The organism is Pseudofrankia coriaricola, assembly GCF_032027725.1.
GTDB lineage: Bacteria > Actinomycetota > Actinomycetes > Frankiales > Frankiaceae > Pseudofrankia.
Window position 1 is genome coordinate 43,506 of sequence record NZ_JASNFO010000073.1, and the last position, 22,398, is coordinate 65,903.

The following is a 22,398-nucleotide window of genomic DNA, read 5'->3' on the forward strand; positions in this document are numbered from 1 at the left end:
ACGATCGCGGCCATGACCACAGACACCAGCCACCGCGGCGACACCACTGCCACCACCACCGGGCCGACGCCGGCCGTAAGCCCGGTGCCCGCCGGATACACAACGCTGACGCCGTTCTTCGTCGTCAACGGCGCCGAGCAGGCGATCGCGTTCTACGAGGCGGTGCTCGGCGCCCGGGTCGTCGGCCGCAACGACACCCCCGACGGCAAGGTCGCTCACTGCGAGCTCGAGGTCGCCAACGGCCGGATGCAGCTCTCCGACCCCGCCCCCGACCACCACCTGGTCGCGGCGTCCGGCGGCGACGACGTCAGCCGCTCCACCGTCGCCTACCTGCCGGACGTCGACGCGGCCTATGCGCGGGCCGTCCAGCTCGGCGCGAAGGGGTATGGCGAGCCGTCGACCTTCGTCACCGGCGACCGCTTCGCCGCGTTCCTCGACCCGTGGGGCCACCGCTGGGCCGTCATGACCCGGGTCGAGGACGTCGACCCGGCCGAGGCCCAGCGCCGCGTCGACGCCTGGCTCGCCGAATCCGCTGACGCCGACGGGACCGGCCCGGAGAACTGAGAACACCTGGCCGCGGGGCACAGCCCCCGATAAGGCGGAAGGGCCTGATGCCCAGATCGGCGAGCCTCCGGGCACGCGCGGCTCCGCCACTGTCGCGCGCCCTTGAGCCTGACGCCCGAGGCCCCACCGCCGGGACCTGATCCCAAGACGCCTGGCCCGGAAACGCGAACGGCGCTTCAGGGCCGGCGCTTCAGGGCCGGCGTTTCAGGGCCGGCGTTTCAGGGCCGGCGTTTCAGGCTGTCTGCGGGCGAGGGCGCGCGTGTTGCGCCTGACACGGATCGCCTGCGTCATCCGGGTCTGTTCGCCCACCCGGCCATCGCGATGTTCGGGTTCGAGCAGGCGCCTGATCGCCTCGTTGTCCCGGTTCAGCTCGGCGGCGATTCCGCTCAGCGCGTCGATCATGCGTTTGCGCTGCTCCGGCGTAAGTGTCGGTTTGGCCCCGAGCCAGACGGTCCGGGTGAGCCGGGTCGCGCCCGGGCCGAAGGCCCGCAGCAGCGTCTCGGCGCGCAGGGAATGGTGGCCGCCACTGCGCACGATCACCCGGCGCGGCGGCTCGAACGCGATGATCTCCGTCTCCTGGGCGGGACCCTCCGCGCCGGGAACATCGGGGCGGCGCTCGGTGACGATGATCCGCCCGATGCCGGCCGGCGTGCCCGGTTTCCGGTAGGCCCGTATGACGGCGGGGTCGTAGCGGGGCATGTTCTCGGGGTTGTCGAGGAACTCCCACACCTGCGCCCGCGGCCGGTCGACGACGACGGACGACTCGGCGACCTGGATCCATTCCACCAGGTGCCGCGCATGGACCAGGTTCAGAATGTGTTTCGCGTCGGTGACCGTGCCCGAGGCGAGGACACGCGGCCAGAGGTTCGTCGTCGCCTGGAAGATGTTGATGCCACAGAACAAGATCGAGATGGCGCCGACATACGCGACCAGGTCCCGCTCGGCGAGCATTCCGCTCGCCGGCAGCGGCCCGTTCCCGATCCTGGCCGCGCACGACTGCGCGGTGAGGCCGCAACGGGCGAAGCCCAGCCCGTCGGGCAGCGCCAGCGCGATGGCCACGAAGTTCATCGCGATGCCACCGCCATAGGCGACGATCCCGCGCCACCCCGATACCCAGCCGTGCCTGGGAGAGACGAGCGCGGTGGCCTTGCCGAACTTGCGGCCGAACTGCAGGAACCTGCCGGACCTCGTGAAGTCGGCGCCGGTCCCGCCAAGGACGAAGCCGCGGACTCGGTAACCGACGGAGAGCGCCGCCAGGGCGTGCCCGATCTCATGGATCACATTGCTGACCAGCACCACCAAGGGCACGGTGGCCACGATCGCGACCAGAGACAGCCACTGCTGTGCCACTCGTCTCCCATCCGCGCCATCCCGCCCTCCGCAGACATCGTTTATCAGACGGCGTCGAAGACCGGCGGAGGGCCCCGTGGCACGGCACTCCCGGGTAGCGGCTCGTGGACACTTCGTTGGCCGGGTGGTGCGGGGTGCGTCGGGTTACACCGCCATCGCCTCGTCGCGAGCGCCAGGAATGGCGGCGAGGGCCGCGGCGTGCGCCGCGAAGACGTCGGTGAAGGTGGGGACGGGCATACCGGCGCTGCGCTGCTCCGCGCGCCGCAGGCCCGCGGCGAAGAACCCGTTGTCGAACCAGGTCGGGAAGTCGCGCGCCAGCTCCACCGGACCGTGCACCTCGGCTTGGCCGGCGTCCAGCAACGAACGGAACGAGGCACGGCCGAGAAGCCACCGGTGCATCTCACGGGTGCTGGCGGTGATCGAAAGCTCGGCGTCCTGCCCCGGGCCGTCCTTGCAGACGGTGATCACGGGACGTTCCATCTCCAGCCAGCCCTCGGCCGCGCCGGGACCGGTGAGGACGATGTGGGCGAACGTCCGTCGCCGAGGCAGCCGGTCGATGACCGCATGCTGGTGCATGCGCCAGATCAGCGACAGTCCGTCGCAGTCCTCATCCTCCGGGTCATTGAAGATCCATTCGGCGGCCCACTGGCCCATCGCCCAGATGATGGGCGTAATCGACCAACCCGCTGCCGTCAGGTCATAGCGACCGGGACGTCCCCGCTCAGCCGACTCCCGGATGACGAGACCCTGACGCTCCAGCTGCCGGAGCCGTTGCGCGAGCAGCGTCCGGCTCATCCTGGACACACCGCGGTGAATCTCGTTGAAGCCGCTCGCTCCGATCATGAGCTCACGAATGATCAGCGGCGTCCAGCGGTCGCCGAGTACCTCGACACACAGCGCGATCGGACAGTAGTCCGAATGGATTGCCATTCGATCATGAGACCATGGCCACACAGCTACGGGGTAGTCCAGATCCTGTACCGAAGCTGACAACCAGCGGACACCCACCAGTACAGGAACGCGACTGGTCGCCGGCCCGGCGCCCGACCGAACCTCCTTCCAGGGACAACGAGCAGGCGTCGACCGGCCCACCGAAGGCGGCGGCGCCCGCGACAGTCCGCCCCGGGACAACGACCGACCCGGGCAACCTCGAAGGAGAAGAGCAATGACGCTCACCCCCGCCACCCCCACCGCGACCGCGACCGGGCCGGACCTGGCCGCGGTCAAGGCGAAGCAGCAGAAGACGTGGTCCAGCGGCGATTTCGCCGTCGTGGGCGCACGCATCGTGCTGCAGAGTGAGCTGCTGGCGGAGGCGGCCGATCTACGCGCCGGCTGGCGGGTACTGGACGTGGCCTGCGGATCCGGCAACGCGGCGATCGCGGCCGCCCGGTCGGGTACCCAGGCCGTCGGCGTCGACTACGTTCCCGGCCTGTTGGAGACCGCCCGGGAGCGCGCCGCCGTCGAGGGGCTCGACGTCGAGTTCCGCGTCGGCGACGCGGAGGACCTGCCCGTCCCCGACGGCTCGTTCGACGCGGTGCTGTCGGTCTTCGGGTCGATGTTCGCGCCGGACCACCGCAGGGCCGCCGCCGAGCTGGTCCGCGCCGCCCGGCCGGGCGGCGTGATCGGCCTGGTGTCCTGGACGCCGTCCGGCTTCATCGGCGAGATGTTCCGGACGATCACGAAGCACGTCCCCGGGCCGAAGGGGGTCCCGTCCCCGATGCTGTGGGGCACCGATACGCACCTGGCCGAGCTGTTCGGCGACGCCGCGGCCGAGATCCGGTCCGTGGAACGGACCTGCGTGTTCCGGTTCGCCTCGCCCGAGGAGTTCGTCGGCTTCTTCCGCCGCTGGTACGGACCGACCCTCAAGGCGTTCGAGGCGCTCGACGACGACGGCCGTGGGGACCTCGGAACCGACCTGGCCGACCTGGCGCGCCGTTGGGATCGTCACCAGGACGGCGGCAGCGTGGCGCTCCCGTCCACCTACCTCGAGACGATCATCTCCCTGCGGTAGGCGTCTCCCCGCGGTGGCAGCAATCTGCGCTCGGCGTCAGGTCTCGGACACGTTACGTCAACATGACATTGCCACCATGGGTCGCCGACCACGTTCGCCGCCGAGAAAAATGGCGGCATGGAACTCATACAGCGGGCCGACGCGCCGCCGGCCACGGAATCCCAGATCGTGATCAGGCCGGCGGTGGGTCGGGCCGACGCCGCCATCATTCGGGAGATCTACGCACCCTGGATCCTGGAGACGGCGATCTCGTTCGAGGAGGTCGTTCCCAGCGTGGACGAGATGCTGGGACGGATGGACGCACGTCCGCGGATGCCGTGGCTGATCGCCGAGGTCGACGGCGAGCCTGCCGGATACGCCTACGCCTGCAAGCACGCGGCGCGCGCGGCCTACCGCTGGTCGGCCGACGTCTCCGTCTATCTGAAGGCAGGGCAGCGCGGCCGCGGGCTGGGCCGCCGGCTATACGCCCAGCTCATTCCCCAGGTCCGCGCGCTCGGCTATGTGACGCTGTTCGCCGGGGTCACCCATCCGAACCCGGCCAGCGTCGGCCTGCACAGCGCGGTCGGCTTCGAGCTCGTCGGCGTCCACCCGAACACCGGCCACAAGTTCGGCCGCTGGCACGACGTCGGCTGGTACGCCCTCTCCCCGGCCGGCGACCCGCCCCCCGCCCCGGCGGAACCACTCGAATGGGATCCGTCCGGCCCACCCTCACCCGAGGCCGCGACGGACTGAGCCGCGACCGGCCGCGCCGGCGGCCGGATCGCTGGGCCTCGCCGCGCGCCACGGCTGGCCACCGGACGGCGTCGGCGCTGAGCCGGAAAGGCCTGCGGAGCACCAGCGAAACGAAAGATCAACGCGGGCCGGCGGACATAGGGTGAGATTGTGCCGGAGTCCGTCAATTTTGACCGGATCGCTGACCGTTACGACGAGACCCGCGGCGGTGAGGCACGAGGCCGCTCGGTCGCCACGCAGGTCGGACCGCACCTGCCGGACGGCAGACTGCTGGAGATCGGCGTCGGGACAGGGCTGATCGCCGCCGCTTTCGCCTCCCTCGGCCGGGAGGTCATCGGCATCGACCTGTCGGAGCAGATGCTCGCCTACGCGACGGAACGGGTTCCGGGACGGGTCATCCGCGCGGACGCGAGCGCCATCCCGCTCCAGGACGCCAGCGTCGACGCCTGCGCCGCCATCCACGTGCTGCACCTGGTCGCCGACACATCCGCCGTACTGGGCGACGTGGCCAGAGTGCTGCGGTCCGGCGGGCGCCTCGCGGTCGTAGGCGGGGGCAGTCACGACACGGTCTCCGACGTCGACCACCTCATGGACGCGATGAGCGCCAGGTTGGACAGTTACCGGTTGCGGGCCGCCCGATCCCAGCCCGAGGCGGTCATCGAGGCGGCCGAGCGACACGGGCTGCGCCTGGTCGAGAGATTCCCGATCGCGCAGGAAGAGGGCGCCGCGACGCCCGAGCAGGCCGCCGCGGAGATCGAGGCCCGGCTCTGGTCCCGGCTGTGGGACCTGCCGGACGACATCTGGGCCTCCGTGGTCGAACCGACGATCAAACAGCTACGTCAGCTCCCCGGCCAGGACCGGCCGCGACCCGTCGTGGCCCACTCACCGGTGCTCATCTTCGAGGCCACCGCTGGCGTTCCCGAGGGCCGCGCCGACTGATCGAGGCGCCGGCCGGCGCCGAATGGTTCTGGTCCGGGCCAGGTGGCCTTTGCCGGACCGGGACCGGGCCTCGACCAGAACCCGGACCCGGACCCGGACCGGAGCGCCATTCCGTCAGCCCGTCGGCGCGACGTTCGGGTCGTTGTTCGGGCCGACCAGTTTGAAGACCGCGCCGGTGACGTCGACGGCGGTGGCGAGGCGGCCGTACGGGGTGTCCATGGGCGGGTTGACGGTCTTGCCGCCGAGCTCGGCGGCCGTCGCGAGGGTCGCGTCGACGTCCTCGGTCGCGAAGTACACCGACCAGTGCGCCGGCTCCCCGGCCGGCAAGAAGGTGGAGGCGTCCATGATTCCGGCGAGCGGCTCGCCGGCGGCGTTCACCAGGATCGTGTAGCGGAACTCGTCGGTGTCACCCACCGTCTTGGTGTTCCAGCCGAAGACGTCGCGGTAGAAGCCGACGGCCGCCTGGTGGTCGCGGGTGAACAGTTCGAAGTGGGCGGGTGCGCCGGGCTCGGCGGTCACGGCGAAGCCGGTGTGCTGCCCGGGCTGCCAGATGCCGATCATCGCGCCGGTCGGGTCGCCGACGACCGCCATCACGCCGAGATCGCCGACGACCATCGCCGGGGCGATCACCTGACCGCCCTTCTCGGCCACGGCGGCGACGGTCTTCTCGGCGTCGTCGGTGCGCAGGTAGACCGACCAGACGTCGGGCACACCCTGGTCCGGCTGGGACTGCATGCCGCCGGCGATGGGCTGGTCCGCCCGCAGGAAGTTGAAGTAGCCGCCGAACTCCTCGCTCGGCTCCTGCGCCGTCCAGCCGAACAGCTCGCCATAGAACGTCCGGGCAGCGGCCGGGTCGGTCGTCATCAGGTCAACCCAGACGGGGGCGCCAACAACGGTGGTGTCGAGCGGAGGCATCGAGGGCTCCCTCTTGCTTGTGAAATCAACGGACGTTCAGGTAGACCCACCACCCCTCGCGAACTCATCGGTGCGGCGGAAATCCTTCCGCCGCGGTCCGGCCCGGCACGCCGACCGCACGCGGACCGCGTTCGCCCGTCGGCCTCGCCCCGCTGGCCGGCGCCCTCAGCGCAGCGTCGGAGCCCGACCGTCTGGGTCGGAGTCGTGGTGCAGCGCGTGCAGCGTGGCGGCGGTCGACGGGTCGGCTGGGAAGAACGACTCCAGAGCAAGCTCGGCGACGGTGACGTCGACGGGGGTGCCGAAGACCGATGTCGTGCTGAGGAAGGTCAGCGTCGTTCCCTCGTGCTGGAACCGCAGCGGGACGATGACGTCGCCGGGCCCGGGCAGCTCCACGAGAGGTTCCGCCTGGTCGCACGGGTACGTCGTGAGCTCGTCGAGCAGCGCGAGAAGCTCCGGGTCGGCGCTCGCGCGCACCTGCCGGCGCAGCCGGCCAAGGATATGCGCCCGCCACTCCCCCAGGTTCGCGATGTGCGGCGCCAGCCCGTCCGGGTGCAGGCTCAGGCGCAGCACGTTCACCGGCGGCTCCAGCAGCCGCGGGTGGGCCTTGCTGGTGAAGACACCCAGGCTGGCGTTCGACTCGACCAGGTCCCAGCATCGGTCGACGAGCAGCGCGGGGTAGGGCTCGTGGCCGCGCAGCAGCTGCCGGGCGGCGGCCAGCACCGGGGCGAGCGGCGCCGCGCCGAGCGGCGTCTCGCGGTAGGCGGGCGCGTGGCCGGCGGCAAGCAGCAGCTCGTTGCGCCGCCTCAGCGGGACGTCAAGGTGCTCGGCCAGCCGCAGCACCATCTCGGCGCTCGGCCGTGACCGCCCGGTCTCGATGAAGCTGAGGTGCCGAGTGGAGATGTCGGCCCCCAGCGCCAGCTCCAACTGGCTGAGCCGGCGCATCTCCCGCCACCGCCGCACCAGCATCCCGACCGGTTCGTCAGCGGAACCGCCCGCGGTGGCACCGACCCCGGCCCGGACATTTCTCGTCACGGTCCGCGCCGGCGGCATCGTCGCGGCCGAGCCGGTACCGGTCGAGCTGGCGCCAGCTGAGGTCGCCGTTCGCGCGTGGACGCCGCGATGCGACGAGTTCATGGATCCGGACGGTACGGGCATGCCCGCCGCGGCGCCACTACGTCCGACGTCATGGATCCACAGCCGATCGTCGCCATCGGTGCTGGTGCCGTCGCCCGGTGACGGCACCAGCACCAGCCGTGGGGGGGGGGGGCCCCCGCCCCCCCCCCGGGGGGGCCCCGCCCCCCCCCCCCCCCCGCGGTGGCCGAGGGCGCCGCCCCCGCCCCTCAGGGGGTCCCGCGCCAGCCAGCAGGCACCGAGGAAGGGGTGTCCGGGGCGGACGGACGCGGGGTGGCGGCACCCTGGTCCGGGATTGGCCGGCGGGGAGCGCCCGTTTCGGCGTCGCTTCGGCGGGCGGCTGGCAGGAGCATGAGCAGGGCGGCGCTCGTGACCGAAGCCGCGGCGAGGTAGCCGATCGACAGGACCAGGGCGTGCGGGTACGCCTCGGAGCTGTCGGCTCCGGCGGGGCCGCCTGGGCGGCTGAGTGCGCCAAAGAAGATGACCCCGACGATCGCGACGCCGAGCGCGTTGCCCACCTGCTGCGCCGTCGCGAGCATCCCGGAAGCGGTACCGGCGTGCCGTGGCGCGACGCCGGCCAGGATGACCCCGATCAGCGGTGCCATCACCATGCCCATCCCCGCGCCGATGATCAGCAACGGAGGCGTGAGCAGGCCGATCGGGCCTCCGGTCCCGACATGATGGGCGACCAGCGCCAGCAGCCCCAGACCGGCCGCCATCTCCAGCGCGCCAGCGGCGAGCGCCGCCCGGCCGAACCGGCGGACCAGCGGGCCGCCGGCGAACGACGTCACGAGGTAGCCGACGGCGAGCTGGGTGAACACCAGGCCGGCGCGCAGCGCGTCGAGTCCCAGCCCGTTTTGCAGGTAGAGGGCGAGGACGAGGAAGAGAGACGCGATGCCGGTGAAGAACACCAGGCCCGCGAGGAGGCCCACCGTGAAAGCGCGCTCGCGGAACAGGGCCGGGTCGACGAGTGGCATCCGCCCGTGCCGCGCCATCCACCGCTGATGAACTCCGAAGGCGGCGAGCAGTACGGCGGCGCCGGCGAAGCACAGCCAGGTCCACAGGGGCCAGCCGGCGTCCCGCCCCTGCACCAGCGGGAGCACGGCCGCGACCAGCGCCACCGTCGCCAGCGTCGCTCCGACGAGATCCAGGCCCGCGCCTCCGCGTCCATCACCATCACGGCCGCCATCACCATCACGGCCGCCATCGCCATCACCGCCGCCATCGTCATCACCGTCACCACCGGCCACGGCCTTCCGTCCGGCGACGCGGGCCGGCCCGTCCAGGCGGGACTCGCGGACCGCCCTGGGAGCGAGTACGACGACGGCGACACCGATCGGAACATTGATCAGGAAGCAGGCCCGCCAGCCCAGGCCCGCGACGTCCGCCTGCGTCAGCGCGCCGCCGATGAGCTGGCCGCACGCCGCCGCCATGCCCATGGTCGTCCCGTAGGCGGCGACCGCCCGCGCCCGCCGCGCGCCAACCCGGCTCACGCTGATGATCGAGAGGATCTGCGGGCTCATCAGCGCCGCCGCCAGGCCCTGGGCGACCCGGCCGACGATCAGCGTCTCGCTGCTGTCCGCGAGTCCGCAGACCGCCGACGCGACGGTGAACAGCGCCATCCCGAGCGTGAACAGCCGACGGCGCCCATAGGAGTCACCGAGCCGTCCACCGATGATCTGGCCGCAGCCCAGCGCCAGCCCGAAGCCCGCGACCGCCCACTGGATGGCGGTCTGGCTCGCGCCAAGGTCCGCCTGCATCGACGGAATCGCCACGTTCACGATGAAGAAGTCCAGAATGATCATAAAGATCCCGGCGAGCAGCACAGGCAGCTCCAGCAGCCGGGCGAGCCCTGGCTCACGGCCGTGCCGCGGTTCCGCCAGCCCTGCCGCCTGGCCCGGTCGCGCGGCCGGGACGGACGGCGGTCGCGCCCCCTGCTGTCGCTCGTGCGGGTTCCCCGGCCGAACCCCGATGGGCGGCGAGGCTGGCGTCAGGGCGAGCTCATCCCTGGTCGCTGTCAACGGTGCCTCCGAACCTCGAACGGTCAGTGGCACCTACCGTCATCGCCGCGCCGATTCCGGTCGATTACGCGTGGCGTAAGCGAGCACCACGAGGTGGCCGGGACGCGGCTCGCCGCCGCGCGCCCGGCCGGGGTTCCGCGGAACCCCTCGGCCCCGCGGCGCCGCCACACGCGCGGGCATGCCCACGCGGGGCCGCCGGCAGACTGGTGTCACCGGGGGGCGGCGCGGCCCCGGTTGGGAATGCCGGCGAGCCGCCCGTGCTTGAGTGGGGCGAGGCAAACCGACGGAGGAAGGCCGGCGATGGCGACAGTGGAATTGACCAAGGAGAACTTCGACGAGGTGGTCGGCGGTGAGTCCGATCTCGTTCTGGTCGATTTCTGGGCGTCCTGGTGCGGGCCCTGCCGGACGTTCGGCCCGGTGTACGAGCGGGCGTCCGAGAAGTACCCGGACGCGGTGTTCGGCAAGGTCGACACCGAGGCGCAGCCGGAGCTCGCGGCCCATTTCGGCATCTCGTCGATCCCCACGCTGATGATCGTGCGCGACCAGGTCGTGCTCTACTCCCAGCCCGGCGCCCTTCCGGCGGCGACGCTCGAGGACCTCATCAAGCAGGCGAAGGATGTCGACATGGACAAGGTCCGTGCCGAGGTCGCCGCCGAGCAGGCCGGCGACACGGTCGCCGGCTGAGACGACGAGGCATCGGCATCGACCGCGTCGCGGATGGCCCGAGGGCCGGCCCGGTCTCGGGCCGGCCCCCGGGCCCTCGGGCCGCCGGGCGGGAACGTGCTATCGGCTACTCCGACCCGAATCCCGCCTCGGCGGTGTGATCGTCGGCTAGCGTCCGGGGACGTGGCGAAAACTCCGAGAATTCGGCCTATCGCACTGGCCGCGGTGCGGCGCGGGGACGATCTGCTGGTGTACGAGGGGAAGGACCGCGCCACCGGCGACCGGATCTTTCGCCCGCTGGGCGGTGGGGTCGAGTTCGGGGAGACGGCCGCGGAGGCCGTGCACCGCGAGCTGCGTGAGGAGCTGGACGCCGAGCTCACGAACGTCGAACTGCTCGGCGTGCTGGAGAACATCTTCAGGTGGGAGGGCCGGCCGCACCACGAGATCGCCTTCGTCTTCGGCGCGGATCTCGTCGACCGTTCGTTCTATGAACGCGACGACCTGGGCAAGGTCCTGGACGCCGATGACGAGGTGAGCTGGCGGCCCCTTTCCCATTTCTCCCAGCCGGCGCCGCCCGTGCCACTGCTGCCACCGGGCCTGCTCGGCCTGCTCGGCCGCTGAGAATCGCGGCCGGGCGCCCCCGCCCTGGTTGGTGGCCGAGGTCCGGTGCCCGACGTCTTGACGTCCGAGGTCCTGGGCAGAAACGCCGCTCCCGTCAGGGGCGCAGTACCCGCCAGACGGTGAAGTCGACCGGGATGGAGGTGGCGTGGTCGGGGCGCGAGGTCTCGCGTTCCTCCCAGAACGGCAACGAGGTGACGATGCGCCGCGCGGCGACGAGACCGACGCCCGGGATGCGCGGTCTGTCGGCACCGGAGCCGATGACGAACACGGGCGAATCCGGGAAGCCGCGGAAGAAGTCCGCGACATAGTCGGGCCAGTCCGACTCGTCACCGGGCAGCAACGCTGACAGCTGGCCCCGGCCAAGCCACAACGCCGCCGGGAAGAGGTCGCTCTCCGTGAGGCAGCAGGGCTCGCGCGGCCAGAGGTAGACGCCCTCGCGGCCGTCCGCCAGCGCGGCGAGCTCGGCGGTCACGGCGAAGCTGCCGCCCATCTCGTGGTGGTGCCGCAGCGGAAGCGACTGCGGCAGGGCGAAGGCGAGCAGGCCACCGAGCGCCGTGGCCGCGGGCAGGCCGACCACGAGCCGCGGCGGCAGCCGGCGGACGGTGAGCGCCGCCAGCGCCACCCCGAGCGCGATCCCGGCCAGGGCGAGCAGCCCCGGGAGCGCCACCGGCACATAGCGGCGCGCCCACCACATCAGCCGTACCGAGTTGTGGGTATGCCAGGCGTAGACGGCCAGCAGCGGCAGGGTCGACAGGACGACGGCCCACAGCATGGCGTTCCAGCGACGCAGCGCGACCACGGCCAGGCCCGCGAACGCCAGCAGGAACGCCGGCCGGGACACGAACCAAGCCAGCCGGTCGAGAGACTGCTCGTCATAGGTCCGCTGGCGGCCGAGGCCCTCGAAGTCCTTGTAGTCCGCGCCGAACAGCCGTCCGCGCAGCACACCGAGCGCGAACAACCCCGCCACGACCAGCAGCACGCCCAGGCCCGTGACCAGCTGGATCCGTCGGTTCCGCTCCGCCTGGCTGACGGTGTGGCGTTGGCGGGCGGCACGGCTGGTGATCATCCGTCCGACGACCGGGCGCGCCAGCAGGCCGGCCGCGAACAGCGTCCCGACGATGCCCGCGATGACGGGCAGATCGGGAATGCCGTTGATGAGGGTGTAGTCACGGTTCGCGTCCGGCGAGTAGGCCTGCCAGAGCGCGTGCGGCAGTACGGCGCCCAACCCGGCGGCGAAGGCCACCGCGCGCCGGTCGAACCGGCGGACCGCGACGAGCACGGCCCCGGCCGCCGCCGCGAGCAGCAACGTCAGCATCCCGTCGGCGCGGTCGAGGAAGCCGATACCGGCGAGAACACCGGCCATGACCGCGGGAGGCCAGGAACCGGTCGCCAAGGCCAGCACAACCCCGAACAGCGCCCCGACGAAGAGCATCTGGGCGCTGATCTCCGACGATGGGTACTTGGCCTGCCAGACCTGCAGCATGTTCGTCGCGAGCAGCGCGCCGGTGGCGGCGCCGGCGAACAGCCCGGCCGCGCCCGCGTACCGGCTGGACGTCCGGCCGACCAGCCGGAACCAGGCCCATGTTCGTTCCGCTCGCCCGCACCGGCTGGTCATCTGTTCCGCGGCGGCGGCTCCCGTGGTCGCTGCCGCACGGTCGGCTGCCGCGCGGTCGGCGCCCCCGGCGGCGCTCCCGACGCGGGCTGCGCCCGGTGGCGCCGCGCCGCCGAGCGCACCGGTGACCGCGCGTCGCACGACGAGCGCCAGCGTGCACACCGCGAGCAGGCCGCACAGCGGCGCGACCTGGGTGAGGGCGTGCTCGCCGCCGATGTCCGCGGCCGTCGCCAGCAGCGCTGGCCACAGCGCGTAGAACTGTGGCACGACCACGTCGTCATGGGATATCCACACTCCCGGGAATCGCGCCCCGGGAGAGGCCATTTCCACGTCGGGCACCCGGGATGGGTCGGACGCCGGATCGCGCAGGGAATATCCCCCTGTCCGGGCGATTTCCATGCCGTGCGCCACGTAACCGCCGGGGTCCTTGTCCGCGGCGCCATAGGCGAACCCAGGGAAGAAGAAAAAGCCCGCGAGCGCGGCGATCCCGGCGATCATCACGAGCCCCGCGGGATCGACACGGATCCGCACCCGCCGCCGGCTGCTGCCAGGAACCTCACCGGAGGCGACAGTCTCCCCGCGTTCCTCGGCCTCCCCGGGCTCGTCGGCGGCCGGCTCCCGGGGAGGGCGGCGGCGCGCGGCGCTCAGCGCCCGCAGGCCGAGGACCGCACCGGCCACCGCCACCGCCAGGCAGGCCGTGGTGGCCGCGACCGCCGCCAGGCTGTGCGCGCCAAGGTCGGCCAGCGCCAGCGAGACCCAGGCGACCAGCGACACGACCAGCACCAGGCCGCCAACGATCGCCTCGGACAGCCATACCGTTGCGGGCCGGGCCTCGCCCCGATCATCCGACGGCACAGAGACGCCCCCGTCAGCCTCCGGCACAACCAAAGCGGCCATATCGGCACATTAACGCGCCTATAGACCGACTAACCTATGTCTTCTGTTAAGAGCGCCCTCTCATCCGCGGACGGCGGTTCGACACGGCACCCGAAGGCCGGGATATCGCGCGACACCGACAACCGACGGACATGACCACCGGCCGTAATGCCGGCGCCACTCCCTCAATACCCGCGGACGCGACCCGCCAGCCACAGACGACTACGGAAAGTAGTCGACCGGCGGATACCGGCGCCGATCGCGGAGAAGGCGGAAACCGTCAGTAGATCAGTAGGTCAGCGGGCCGACGGTGACGCCGGCTTCGCGGGCGGCGTGCCCGACGCGGGCGTGCAGCTCGGCGCTCGCCGTCGTCGCGAGCTCGGACGGCGGTTGCGACGCGTCGTAGACGGACCGTCCACCGACATAGACCTGCTTGAGGTTGCGCAGGCCGCAGGCGAACACATAGGTCGCGTAGACGTCCCAGATCGGGCCGGTATCCGGCTGGCGCGGGTCGACGACGAGAAAGTCCGCCTGCTTGCCGACCTCCAGGCTGCCGACCCGGTCGGCGACGCCGAGCACCTCGGCCGAGCCGAGGGTGTGCATCCGCAGCATCTCGCGCGGCATGAGCACCTTGGCGTCGGAATGCAGGGCACGCAGGGTGTAGATACCGATCCGCATGTTCTGGAACGGGTCGGAGATGTCGGTGCAGGACTGGTCGTCAAGACCGACACCGATCCGGATCCCGGCGGCGCGCAGCCGGGGGATGTCGGCGATTCCAGAGCCGAGCCGGCCGTTCGACGTCGGTTGCCAGACCATCCCGGCGCCCGTCGCCGCCGCCTTGTCGACCATTTCATCCGTCGGGTGGACGAAATGACCGAACAGGAAACGCGGCCCCAGCGCCCCGGCCTCGTCGTACCAGGCGAACTTGGCCCGCTGCTGCTCGATCGCCTCCGCCGTCTCGACGAAGTGGGCCTGGTTGATGACGGTGTGGCGGCGCATCAGCTCGGCCTCCAGCGCGGCGGTGCGCGGCGAGCTGGCCCACTGCACCGCGCCGAACACCGCCGTGCCGAGGTTGAGCGGGGCGGGGACCTTGGCGTCGGCGTAGCCGGCGATCTGGGCGAAGGTGTCGAGCACCTGCGCCTCGTCGAACGCCTCGTCGTCGAGACGGACCGCGGACATCACCCGGATCCCGGCGTCGGCGCCCGCGTCGACCTGGCGGGTGACGAAGTCGACCGGCTGGATCCGGCCGGGCAGCGCCTTGTTCGCGTGCTGGTCGTACTCCCAGAGCACCCGGCTCTGGGTGAAGTTGAACGCGGATGTGATGCCGTTCTCGGCGAAGTCCAGGCAGCCGTGCAGCGTGAACCAGTACAGGTCCTCGACGCCGGCGCCGGCCAGCACGGCCATGTTCTCCGCCAGCCAGCCGTACAGCGTCTCGCCGACGCCGAGGCCGCGCAGCCCCGACATGAACAGGTGGCTGTGCGCCGAGATGAACCCGGGCGCGACGATCGCGCCGCCCGCGTCAAGCACGGTCCCGCCGCCGGCGGAGCCAGCCGCCTCGTTGGCGGCGGAGCCGGCCGCCGCGTCGGCGTCGCCGCTCGGGCCGTCCGACGGCGCCCCGGCCGACGGGTCGCCCGGCCCGATCGCGGTGATCGTGCCGCCGTCGTCGACGGTGAACCACCCGCGGAACGGCTCCTGCCCGTCCGCCATGGTCACCAGCAACGCGTTGATGACCGTCAACGCAGCCGCCCCCGCGACGCTGTCCGCCTTCATGCCGCCTCCTCGGGCTCTCGCGACCCGGCAGGACCGGCCCGACCACCGACCACCGACCAGCGGACCGCGCCCATCCCGCTCCGACGGGACGGGACGCTACCCAGCCGGTGTTACAGCGCCCGGCCAGTTGTTACGGCCGGCCACGGAACACCGCGCCGACGCCACGGAAGTCGCCGACGGCACGGATCTGGGCATCGTCACTGGTCATCTGTCCAGGGGACGCCCGGCTCCGGCCGAGCGGTCCGACGCTTTTCCCGGACGGGTTGCCTCTCTACCCCTGCTGCCCCTGCTCGACGGTGCGGGCGAGGATGCCGAGGGTGGCTCGAAGGCCGGCCTCGGGGATGATCGGGAAGATCCCCTTGCCGCGATAGGCCTCGTGGATCCTGCTCCAGTCGTAGTACGAGGTCACCAGGGTGCCCGTCTCCTTGGGCTCCAGCCGGTAGCCGTAGAGGTGGCCGATCGGCGGCTGGATCACACCGGAGATCGTCCACTCGATGAGCGCGTCCTGCTCGTACTCGGTGATGATGACCGTGACGTCGTACTTGCCGAGCGGGATGTCGTTCAGCGACTCGCGGTCCATGTGCACGACGAACGTGTCCCCGACCTCGTCCACCGGCGCACCGTTGCTGGACTGCAGCATCCCGGAGCTGTCGATGGCCACATGGCCCTTCGGGTCGCGCAGCACCTCGAAGATCTTCGAGGCTGGCGCCTCGATCTGGCGCGCCACCTCGAAACGTTCCTGCTCGGTCTCGGCCACGTCGGTCTCCGTCACGTTCGGCACCCTTCCCATCTCCGCGCCCCGCGATGAGGGCCCGGCCCCGCGAGAACGCGCGGCACCGCGAAAAGGTCCTAACACCCGCAAACCGATGCCGTCCACCGAAGCCGACCGCCGAAGCCGGACCCGCGTCGCCGGCCCATTCGCGCGACCATCCACCTGGTCCGTCGCTCTGGCCGGTCAGCGCAGTTCCTTGCGCCAGACGAGCTTCAGGCCGGACCAGTCGGTGTCGAGGGCCGCGACCTTGACGTCCACCAGGCCACGCGGGAGTGCGACCTCGCGGATGAGGTTCTCCGTGACGTCGCTGTGGTGCCCGGCCGCGCGGTGAGGCCAGGCGATCCACAGCGCGCCCGCCGGGTGGATCGCCCGAGCGAACCCCGAGACAGCGGCGGTCAGGTCTGTGGGCGCCCGGCAGAAAGCGACGACGAGGTCGGCCTGCCCGGCCGCCGTGGGCGGCTCAGCCGGAGGCGGCTGGGCCAGGTCTGACGTCGTCACCCCGGCTGGCAGGTCCGGGATCGCCCAGCCATCCGGCGCGGCGCACAGCACGACCCGGTGTCCAGCCTTCACCCCGACCTTGCGGACAAGCGGCGTACCCGAGTAACCGGCCTGAGGACCACTCACGCAGCCAGTCTGATCCAGGCCTGGTACGGGCTTCCCGCCGGCCGTCGACGTGACGCGACGGAGTTGGCCGGTTCTGGCGCCCTGGCGAGGTGGACTGGCCCGGTCACCCCCACCCGGGGTGGGGTTGTCCCGACCGTGGCGGGCGGTCTGGGCCCATGGTGCGGATCCGGGGCGGCAAGGCAGGCTGGTAGGCGTGGAAGTCGATCGTGCGCAAGACGAGACCCCGACGCCTGGTGGGCTGGAGCCGGGCGCCTCAGAGCACAGTGATGTCATACCCGCCGGTTCCGAGCCTCGCGGCCAGGCAACCCCCGAAGCGGCCAGCATCGAACTCGAACCCATCGATGACGACCCCGACGATGTCGATGACGACCTTGACGACTCGGGTGACGGCCTCGACGACTCGGGTGCCGACGTTGGCGCTGACGACAGCCTTCCTCGGCTCGACGCGGAGAGTCCGGCGGCGGTGGCCATGCCGAAGACGCCGGTGCGCGGCACCGCCCTCACGGACGCGCGGCCCACGGACGCGCCGCACGCGCCCGCTGCCGCCCACCCGGCCGCCGCGGCGCCCGCTCGGACCGCCGAGGCACCCGCGCCCGCTCCGGCGGGCGAGCGGATTCCGCTCATGGGGCTCGGGGCACGCGCGTGGAAGCAGGTCACGTTCGAGCTGCTGAACCTGCCGCTCGGGATCGCCGGGTTCGTCTGCATGGTGGTGCTGCTCAGCGTCGGCAGCGGGTTGGCGATCACGATCATCGGATTGCCGCTCCTGGCCATCGCCCTGGCGGTCTGCCGGGCATGGGGGCGGGTCGACCGGGCACGGGCGCGGGCGCTGCTCGGCCTCCAGATCGCGTCGCCGTCGAAGATGCCCGTACGCGAAAGTGGGTTCTTCGGCTGGCTCTGGACTCGGCTGGCCGACCCGGTCGGCTGGCGCAGCGCCTTGTATCTGCTCATCCGGCTGCCCTGGGGGATCCTCAGTTTTACCGTGACGCTCACCCTGCTGGTCGCCTTCTGGCCGGTGGTTCCGTACGTCGTGTACGGCTTCGCCGCGGTCGACCGGGCGATGATCTCGGCCTTGCTGTCACCGTCCAGCGCGACGGAGCGGCGGATCCGGGAGCTGGAGGCGCGCAGGGAGACGATGGTTGGCGCGGCCGCTGACGACCGCCGCCGAATCGAGCGAGACCTGCATGACGGCGCCCAGGCCCGGCTCGTCGCCCTCGCCATGGATCTCGGCCTCACCAAGGAACGGATGGCCCAGGATCCCGAAGTGGCGGCCCAGATGATCGAGCAGGCGCATGGCGAGGTCAAGGTCGCCCTGCGCGAGCTGCGCGACCTTGCCCGCGGCATCCACCCCGCGATCCTCACCGAGCGCGGTCTCGGCGCGGCGCTCACGAACGTGGCCGGGCGGTGCACCGTGCCGGTGACGGTGAGTGTCGACCTGCCGACCCACCGCCCGTCGGCGGCCGTCGAGGGCCTTGTCTACTTCACCGCGTCCGAGCTGCTCACCAACATCAGCAAGCACAGTGGCGCCCGGGCCGCGTCCATACGGTTGATACGTGCCGGCGACCGGCTCCAGCTCACCGTCACCGACGACGGCCGCGGCGGCGCCACGATCGCTCCCGGCGGTGGGCTCGCGGGCCTCGCCGAGCGCGTCGGCGCGATGGACGGCAGGTTCACGCTGACCAGCCCACCCGGCGGCCCGACCGTCGCGACCGCTCGCCTTCCCTGGCAGGACGTGGGCGCAGGTCCCAGCTCGTCCGGGAAGGAGGCCAGGCGGGCGGCCCACGAAGCCAGGCACGAACGCCAGCACGAACGCCAGGATGCGCGACGCGCGGCCCAGGAGGCGCGCCACGTGCAACGAGACGCCGAGCGGGACGCCGCTCAGCGCGGAGACGCCTGATGGTCACCGTCAGGCGTCCGGGACGCGAGCGGCGAGTATTCACGGTCCGTTGACTCGCGCGGCCGGAAAAGGTGCCGCGGGGGCCTATCGTCCGTCCGGGTGACCGGAGCACGGCACGGCCTGCTGGCGGCCCGGACGATCAGCGCGCTGAACAGGGAGATCTACGCCCGGCTCGCGGAAGGTCCTGGGCGCTGCCGCCGGTCGCGCGACCGCTGCTCGCGGAGGCCATCGACGAGTTCGAGCAGGTTCGGAACCTGGCCGACGTCCAGCGCGAGTACCTGCAGGGCGTGATCGAGTTCTACCGCACCCGGATCGAGACGAAGATGACGATCGCGGCCGAGCGCCTCGCCGTCATCGCCGCGATCACGCTTCCGGTCACCGCCGTCTCGTCGGTCTACGGGATGAACATCATCGTCAACGACCACACCCGGTATCCGCAGCTGGCCATCGTCCTGGTCGCGATCGTGGCGATGTCCGCCACCCTGCTGCGCTGGGCCCGCCGCCGCGGCTGGTGGGGCACCCTCGACCGGCACGACCGGCGAGTGGACACCTCGAACGTCCGTGGACGGCGCGACGAGGACCCTGGCCCGCCTCCGCTGTGACCCGGTCAGCGATCCGGTCAGCCGCGCCAGGCGTTCGCCAAGGCCGGCGGCGGGCCCGCGGCGGGGGGGGGGGGGGGGGGCCCGGCCGCCCCCCGCCCCGGGGGGGGCCCCCGGCGGCGGGGGGGGGGGGGGGGGGGGGGGGGGCGGGCCCCCCCCCCCCCCCCCCCCCCCCCCCCCCGCGCCCCCCCCCCCGGCCGGGTAGCCGCGTATACGGGGCGTTGAGATCGGGCGAAGACGCGTCAACGTCTCGTGCACGGCCGGGCGAACGGGGTGCGGGCGGAGAAATGGTGGACGGAGCCTGGCTGGGCGGATCGCAGACTGGCACAGCCCGGATCCCCCCGCGCGGCCGACCGGCCAGGTGACGACAGCGCCGCGCCGTGCGCGGCCGGCGGCGCCCGGGCATCGGAGGCGGTCATGCGGTCACGAGCAGCTTCTTGTCCGGCTCCCGAGGCGGCGTCGGCCGGGCACGGCGCGGCCGACGTCGAAGTGATCTCGGCCGAGGCCGTGCCGACAGCCGCGGTGCTCGCGATCACCTTCATCGGCGTTCTCGTGCTCGCCGCCGTGTTCGTCTGGGTTCCGGCGGCCCGTCACGTCGGGTTGGCGGTGCTCTGCTGCTTCGTGGCGTTGGTGGCCTGGCGCGCGACCATCTCGGGGGCGGCACTGGCGGGCGTGCTTGCCTGGCCCTTCTATCTCGGGATGGTCGTCCGCGACGACGGCCAGCTGGCCGCGCCCGGCCGTTCCGGGCTCATCGCCCTGGCGCTCCTGGCCGGCGCGGCCGTCACGCCCACGATGACGCGCCGAGTGGTGACCTGGCCCGCTCGCCGCCGCGCCCGGCTGGCCTCCGCCGCCGATGGCCTCGCCACCCTCCTTTACGCCACCCGTCACCGTTCCATCGAGCTACCTCGATCTTCTTCCACGTTATCTGACAATGGATGTTTTTCGGCCACGGTCCCCGCCGAACACCGGCAGTGGCCCGGGACACATGGTCAGGCCGGGTCGTAAAAGCGGTGTAGAAACCCCGGTGGAGGCCGTCAACAGGGCGTCAACAGGGATCACGCTCCTCCGGGCCCGCCCCATGATGTGACAGCGGTTCCGAGACCGGGACGATTCATTCCGGCAAGGGTGGATCTCGCCCTGGCCACACCGTTCCAGTGGGTCTGTCCTCTACGGAAGGTAGACCCAGAAAGTGGGCTGTAAGCCATGTCCGACCTGGTCTTCGTCGCGGTGGTGATCGCGTCTTTCGTCGTGCTCGCGGTCATTGCCCGCGGGGTGGAGAAACTATGAGCGCCGCGAATCTCGCCGGCCTCATCCTCGTCGTGGCCGTCGCCGGCTACCTGGTGGCCGCGCTGCTCTTCCCGGAAAGGTTCTAAATGAGCGCCGGCTGGGCCGGGGTCCTCTTCGTCGCCACGTTGGTGGCGGCACTCTGCCTCGTCTACCGCCCGTTCGGGGACTACCTCGCCCACGTGTACACGAGCCCGCGTGACACTCGGGCGGAACGCGTCGTCTACCGCCTCGTCGGCGTCAGTCCCCGCTCCGAGCAGCGGTGGCCGGTGTACCTGCGCTCCGTGCTGGCGTTCTCGGCCGTCGGCGTCCTGTTCCTCTACGGGTTCCTGCGGCTGCAGAACCACCTGCTGCTCAGCCTCGGCATGCCGGCGATGGAGCAGGGCCAGGCGTTCAACACCGCGGTCAGCTTCGTCACGAACACGAACTGGCAGTCGTACTCGGGTGAGTCGGCCGTCGGGCACCTCGTCCAGATGGCGGGGCTCGCGGTACAGAACTTCGTGTCGGCCGCGGTCGGCATGGCGGTCGCGGTGGCGCTGGTGCGGGGGTTCGCCCGGTCCCGCCCAAGGCCGAAGGAGGTGCGAGAGTCTCCTTCCTCCGCGCCTCTGGAGGCCTCGGACAGCGACATTGCGACGCTCGGGAACTTCTGGGTGGACCTGACCCGCGGCACGCTGCGGGTACTGCTGCCGGTCAGCTTCGTCTTCGCGATCGTGCTGGTCGCCGGCGGCGCGATCCAGAACCTGCACGGCAACCGGACGTTCGCCACCGTCGTCGGCGGCCAGCAGACGATCACAGGCGGGCCGGTCGCGAGCCAGGAGGCCATCAAGGAGCTCGGCACGAACGGCGGCGGGTTCTACAACGCGAACTCGGCCCACCCCTTCGAGAACCCGACCTCGTGGACGAACTGGATCGAGATCTTCCTGATTCTGGTAATCCCGTTCAGCCTGCCCCGGATGTTCGGGAAGATGGTCGGCAACGTCCGCCAGGGCCTGGCGATCGTCGCGGTCATGGCGGTGCTGGCCATCGGCAGCCTCGCGATCAACGCGGGATTCCAGATGGCCCACCACGGCACCGTCCCGCAGGCCGTCGGCGCGTCCACCGAGGGTCTGGAGAGCAGATTCGGGGTGCCGCAGTCGGCGACGTTCGCCTCGGCGACGACCCTGACGTCGACGGGCGCGGTCGACTCCTTCCACGACTCGTACACCAGCATTTCCGGCGCGACACTCATCCTGAACATGGCGCTCGGGGAGGTCGCGCCCGGCGGCGTCGGCTCCGGCCTCTACGGAATGCTCATGCTCGCCGTGGTCGCGGTGTTCATCGCGGGGCTGATGATCGGCCGAACACCGGAGTATCTCCAGAAGAAGATCGGTGCGCGAGAAATCAAGTTCGCCGCTCTCTACCTGCTGGCGACGCCCACGGTCGTGCTGATCGGCACCGCGGTGGCGATGGCGCTGCCCGGCGAGCGCGCGTCGATGCTCAACTCCGGGCCGCATGGCCTCTCCGAGGTGCTGTACGCCTTCACCTCCGCCGGCAACAACAACGGCTCGGCGTTCGCCGGCATCTCGGTGAACACCACCTGGTACAACACGGCGCTCGGCCTCGCGATGCTGTTCGGCCGGTTCCTGCCGATCGTGCTGGTACTGGGGCTGGCCGGCTCGCTGGCCGCGCAGCGCCCGGTGCCGGTCTCGGCGGGGACGCTGCCCACGCACCGTCCGCAGTTCGTCGGGATGCTCGCCGGTGTCGCGCTGATCCTCGTCGCGCTCACCTACTTCCCGGCGCTCGCGCTCGGCCCGCTCGCCGAAGGAATCCACCAGTGAGCCAGACCTCCCAGATCGACTCCCGGACCTCCCAGATCACGACCTCCCAGATCGGCTTCGCCGATCCGGCAGGAACCCCGTCCGCAAGCTCCGTCGATCCGGCAGGAACCCCGGATCCGGCAGGAACCCCGGGCGGTGCCGGGTCCAGGCCCGATGGGACCACGTCGACTCCTCAGACGACCGCGATGGAAAAGGCCATGAAG

At 71.6% G+C, this 22,398-nt stretch carries 20 protein-coding genes; 11 read left to right on the forward strand and 9 right to left on the reverse strand.

What is annotated here, in order from left to right:
* Positions 1-12 precede the first annotated feature (12 nt).
* Positions 13-564: a VOC family protein gene (locus QOZ89_RS32615; protein WP_071054034.1), complete on the forward strand. Its 552-nt coding sequence runs from the start codon at positions 13-15 to the stop codon at positions 562-564.
* Positions 565-768: 204 nt separating this feature from the next.
* Here the strand turns inward: QOZ89_RS32615 and QOZ89_RS32620 are convergent, their stop codons facing one another.
* Both QOZ89_RS32620 and QOZ89_RS32625 read right to left on the reverse strand, forming a co-directional pair.
* Positions 769-1,914, reverse strand: coding sequence for an SRPBCC family protein (locus tag QOZ89_RS32620; protein WP_071054032.1), 1,146 nt, complete (start codon positions 1,912-1,914; stop codon positions 769-771).
* A 144-nt stretch (positions 1,915-2,058) separates the two neighbouring features.
* Positions 2,059-2,844, reverse strand: coding sequence for a winged helix-turn-helix transcriptional regulator (locus tag QOZ89_RS32625; RefSeq protein ID WP_083420043.1), 786 nt, complete (start codon positions 2,842-2,844; stop codon positions 2,059-2,061).
* A gap of 235 nt (positions 2,845-3,079) precedes the next feature.
* On the opposite strand from QOZ89_RS32625, the gene QOZ89_RS32630 reads away from it, so the two are divergent.
* From QOZ89_RS32630 to QOZ89_RS32640, 3 genes are all read left to right on the forward strand, one after another.
* Entirely contained in the window at positions 3,080-3,925 is an 846-nt protein-coding gene (locus QOZ89_RS32630) for a class I SAM-dependent methyltransferase (protein ID WP_071054030.1), read from the forward strand.
* Between the two features lie 117 nt (positions 3,926-4,042).
* Entirely contained in the window at positions 4,043-4,657 is a 615-nt protein-coding gene (locus tag QOZ89_RS32635; protein WP_071054028.1) for a GNAT family N-acetyltransferase, read from the forward strand.
* Between the two features lie 150 nt (positions 4,658-4,807).
* The gene (locus QOZ89_RS32640; protein WP_312627511.1) at positions 4,808-5,596 is read left to right on the forward strand and encodes a methyltransferase domain-containing protein; all 789 of its coding nucleotides are present in this window, start codon (positions 4,808-4,810) and stop codon (positions 5,594-5,596) included.
* A 114-nt stretch (positions 5,597-5,710) separates the two neighbouring features.
* Here QOZ89_RS32640 and QOZ89_RS32645 read toward each other — a convergent pair whose 3' ends face one another.
* From QOZ89_RS32645 to QOZ89_RS32655, 3 genes are all read right to left on the reverse strand, one after another.
* A complete protein-coding gene (locus QOZ89_RS32645; protein ID WP_071054025.1) occupies positions 5,711-6,511 on the reverse strand; it encodes a VOC family protein in 801 nt (266 codons plus the stop codon).
* Between the two features lie 165 nt (positions 6,512-6,676).
* Positions 6,677-7,543 carry a helix-turn-helix domain-containing protein gene (locus QOZ89_RS32650; protein WP_491677207.1) on the reverse strand — a complete coding sequence of 289 codons (867 nt, stop codon included), beginning with the start codon at positions 7,541-7,543 and terminating at the stop codon, positions 6,677-6,679.
* 308 nt (positions 7,544-7,851) lie between these two features.
* Positions 7,852-9,663 carry an MFS transporter gene (locus QOZ89_RS32655; protein WP_312627513.1) on the reverse strand — a complete coding sequence of 604 codons (1,812 nt, stop codon included), beginning with the start codon at positions 9,661-9,663 and terminating at the stop codon, positions 7,852-7,854.
* 300 nt (positions 9,664-9,963) lie between these two features.
* On the opposite strand from QOZ89_RS32655, the gene trxA reads away from it, so the two are divergent.
* Positions 9,964-10,347, forward strand: coding sequence for a thioredoxin (trxA, locus tag QOZ89_RS32660; RefSeq protein ID WP_071054022.1), 384 nt, complete (start codon positions 9,964-9,966; stop codon positions 10,345-10,347).
* Positions 10,348-10,509: 162 nt separating this feature from the next.
* Entirely contained in the window at positions 10,510-10,947 is a 438-nt protein-coding gene (locus QOZ89_RS32665) for an NUDIX hydrolase (protein ID WP_071054020.1), read from the forward strand.
* A 94-nt stretch (positions 10,948-11,041) separates the two neighbouring features.
* On the opposite strand, the gene QOZ89_RS32670 is transcribed toward QOZ89_RS32665, so the two are convergent.
* From QOZ89_RS32670 to QOZ89_RS32685, 4 genes are all read right to left on the reverse strand, one after another.
* Positions 11,042-13,456, reverse strand: coding sequence for a hypothetical protein (locus QOZ89_RS32670; protein ID WP_312627515.1), 2,415 nt, complete (start codon positions 13,454-13,456; stop codon positions 11,042-11,044).
* A gap of 267 nt (positions 13,457-13,723) precedes the next feature.
* Positions 13,724-15,205 (reverse strand): amidohydrolase family protein, encoded by a 1,482-nt coding sequence (locus QOZ89_RS32675; RefSeq protein ID WP_312627517.1) that lies wholly within the window; start codon positions 15,203-15,205, stop codon positions 13,724-13,726.
* Positions 15,206-15,476: 271 nt separating this feature from the next.
* Positions 15,477-15,977 (reverse strand): SRPBCC family protein, encoded by a 501-nt coding sequence (locus QOZ89_RS32680; RefSeq protein ID WP_312627519.1) that lies wholly within the window; start codon positions 15,975-15,977, stop codon positions 15,477-15,479.
* A gap of 183 nt (positions 15,978-16,160) precedes the next feature.
* Positions 16,161-16,601 (reverse strand): DUF3052 family protein, encoded by a 441-nt coding sequence (locus QOZ89_RS32685; protein WP_312627521.1) that lies wholly within the window; start codon positions 16,599-16,601, stop codon positions 16,161-16,163.
* Between the two features lie 193 nt (positions 16,602-16,794).
* Between QOZ89_RS32685 and QOZ89_RS32690 the strand changes: the two genes are divergently transcribed.
* The 5 genes from QOZ89_RS32690 to kdpA all read left to right on the forward strand — a co-directional run bounded on the left by QOZ89_RS32690 (position 16,795) and on the right by kdpA (position 22,195).
* Entirely contained in the window at positions 16,795-18,495 is a 1,701-nt protein-coding gene (locus QOZ89_RS32690) for a sensor histidine kinase (protein WP_312627523.1), read from the forward strand.
* Between the two features lie 71 nt (positions 18,496-18,566).
* Positions 18,567-19,097, forward strand: a complete 531-nt coding sequence (locus QOZ89_RS32695) for a CorA family divalent cation transporter (RefSeq protein ID WP_312627524.1) — start codon at positions 18,567-18,569, stop codon at positions 19,095-19,097.
* 414 nt (positions 19,098-19,511) lie between these two features.
* The gene (locus QOZ89_RS32700) at positions 19,512-20,099 is read left to right on the forward strand and encodes a hypothetical protein (protein WP_131804228.1); all 588 of its coding nucleotides are present in this window, start codon (positions 19,512-19,514) and stop codon (positions 20,097-20,099) included.
* Between the two features lie 278 nt (positions 20,100-20,377).
* Positions 20,378-20,467 carry a K(+)-transporting ATPase subunit F gene (gene kdpF, locus QOZ89_RS32705; RefSeq protein WP_071054013.1) on the forward strand — a complete coding sequence of 30 codons (90 nt, stop codon included), beginning with the start codon at positions 20,378-20,380 and terminating at the stop codon, positions 20,465-20,467.
* Complete coding sequence (gene kdpA, locus QOZ89_RS32710) at positions 20,468-22,195, forward strand: potassium-transporting ATPase subunit KdpA (RefSeq protein WP_071054012.1); 1,728 nt, start codon at positions 20,468-20,470, stop codon at positions 22,193-22,195.
* Positions 22,196-22,398: the final 203 nt, after the last annotated feature.